5 protein-coding genes are annotated in these 1,734 nt (G+C 44.8%); all 5 read left to right on the top strand.

From position 1 onward, the window contains the following. Positions 1–534, top strand: a 534-nt coding sequence (gene hisF, locus LGT40_RS00505; RefSeq protein WP_226343119.1) for an imidazole glycerol phosphate synthase subunit HisF, incomplete at its 5' end; no start/stop codon positions are given. Further along, a complete protein-coding gene (gene hisI, locus LGT40_RS00500; protein ID WP_226075873.1) occupies positions 531–911 on the top strand; it encodes a phosphoribosyl-AMP cyclohydrolase in 381 nt (126 codons plus the stop codon). The genes hisF and hisI, both read left to right, overlap by 4 nt. Beyond that, a complete protein-coding gene (locus tag LGT40_RS00495) occupies positions 911–1,228 on the top strand; it encodes a phosphoribosyl-ATP diphosphatase (RefSeq protein WP_226075871.1) in 318 nt (105 codons plus the stop codon). The genes hisI and LGT40_RS00495 overlap by 1 nt, the downstream gene beginning before the upstream one ends. Further along, a complete protein-coding gene (locus LGT40_RS00490) occupies positions 1,228–1,566 on the top strand; it encodes a histidine triad nucleotide-binding protein (RefSeq protein WP_226075869.1) in 339 nt (112 codons plus the stop codon). Before LGT40_RS00495 ends, LGT40_RS00490 begins: the two co-directional genes overlap by 1 nt. 9 nt (positions 1,567–1,575) lie before the next feature. After that, positions 1,576–1,734, top strand: a 159-nt coding sequence (gene tatA, locus LGT40_RS00485) for a twin-arginine translocase TatA/TatE family subunit (RefSeq protein WP_226343120.1), incomplete at its 3' end; no start/stop codon positions are given.

Raw genomic sequence — 1,734 nt, 5'->3', positions numbered from 1 at the left:
GGGGGGGGGATACGCACTGTTGCTGATATTCGCCGTATGTTGAATGCTGGTGCAGATAAAGTTGGTATTAATTCTGCCGCTGTAAAAAATCCGGATTTTGTTCGTGAAGCTGCTGAAAAGTTTGGATCACAATGTATTGTGGTAGCGATTGATGCTAAACGCGTATCTGCTGAAAGGCAACCACCCAAATGGGAAATTTTTACCCATGGTGGGCGTCAACCGACAGGTATTGATGCGGTGGAATGGGCCAAAAAAATGGTGGTACTGGGAGCGGGCGAGATCTTGTTAACCAGCATGGATCGTGATGGGACAAAATCAGGTTTCGATATCGAACTCACTCGTGCCGTGAGTGATGCAGTGGTTGTTCCTGTGATAGCATCGGGTGGTGTAGGTAAGTTACAGGATCTGACGGATGGCATAAAACTGGGACATGCTGATGCCGTATTGGCCGCCAGCATTTTTCATTTCGGCGAATATACCGTAAGTGAAGCGAAACAACAAATGGCCCAACAAGGCATTGAGGTGCGTTTATGAGCGCATGGCTGGATCAAGTAAATTGGGGTGGCGATGGCTTGGCCCCAGTTATCACACAAGAGTTTTCCACGAAGCAAGTACTCACATTAGCCTGGATGAATAGAGAATCCTTGCAGCTTACCGCTGAAACCGGTCATGCTGTTTACTGGTCGCGATCAAGACAAAAACTATGGCATAAAGGCGAGCAATCCGGCCACCAGCAAAGGATAAAATCCATTCGCATTGACTGCGATCAAGACGCTATTTTGCTCGAAGTTGAACAGATAGGTGGGATTGCCTGTCATACTGGACGTCATCATTGTTTTTTTCTTGAATTACAGGATGGTGAGTGGCAGACGACCGAGCCTGTACTGAAAAATCCGGATGAGATTTATTAATGCGTGATACATTGCAGAAACTGATGGTGGTTCTGAACCAACGCAAAAACGCTACTGCCGAAAGTTCATATGTGGCCAGTCTGTATGCTGCAGGAACTGATAAAATTTTGAAAAAATTAGGCGAAGAGGCCACCGAAACCGTTATTGCAGGAAAATCAGGAGATAAGGAACAAATCGTCTACGAAACAGCAGACCTTTGGTTTCATTCCATGGTATTACTGGCACATAACGATATTGAGGTTGATTCTGTGTTGGCCGAATTGGATCGTCGATTTGGTTTATCAGGACATGATGAGAAGGCCAGTAGGAGCAAATAATGACCGACTGTATTTTCTGCAAAATTATTACCGGCGATATCCCGTCTACCAAAGTTTACGAAGATGAACTGATGTATGTGTTTAATGATATTAATCCGAAAGCAAACGTTCATTTGCTGGTGATTCCAAAACAACATATTGCACGACTCGATCACTTGGAACAGAGCCATCAGCAGTTGATTGCTCACATGCTTCTCAAGCTGCCAGAACTGGCAAAATCACAAGGTTTAGACAACGGTTTCCGCACCATTATTAATACCGGACCCGGTGGTGGTCAGGAAGTCGATCATTTACATATTCATCTGCTGGGCGGCAAAAACCTGCCCGGTTTTCATTAGGAGCGCATCATGGGATTTGGTGGAATCAGTGTTTGGCAATTATTGATCGTTCTGGTCATTGTCATTTTACTTTTCGGCACTAAAAAATTGCGCTCTTTAGGTGGTGATCTGGGTAGTGCCATTCGAAGCTTTAAATCTTCGGTTCGTGAAGGTGAAGATGAAAAAAAA

The organism is Methylophaga pinxianii (assembly GCF_020447225.1).
In the GTDB taxonomy this organism is placed as follows: Bacteria; Pseudomonadota; Gammaproteobacteria; order Nitrosococcales; family Methylophagaceae; genus Methylophaga; species Methylophaga pinxianii.
The sequence above is the reverse complement of the archived record's forward strand: the minus strand, read 5'-3'. Positions and strand labels throughout refer to the sequence as shown.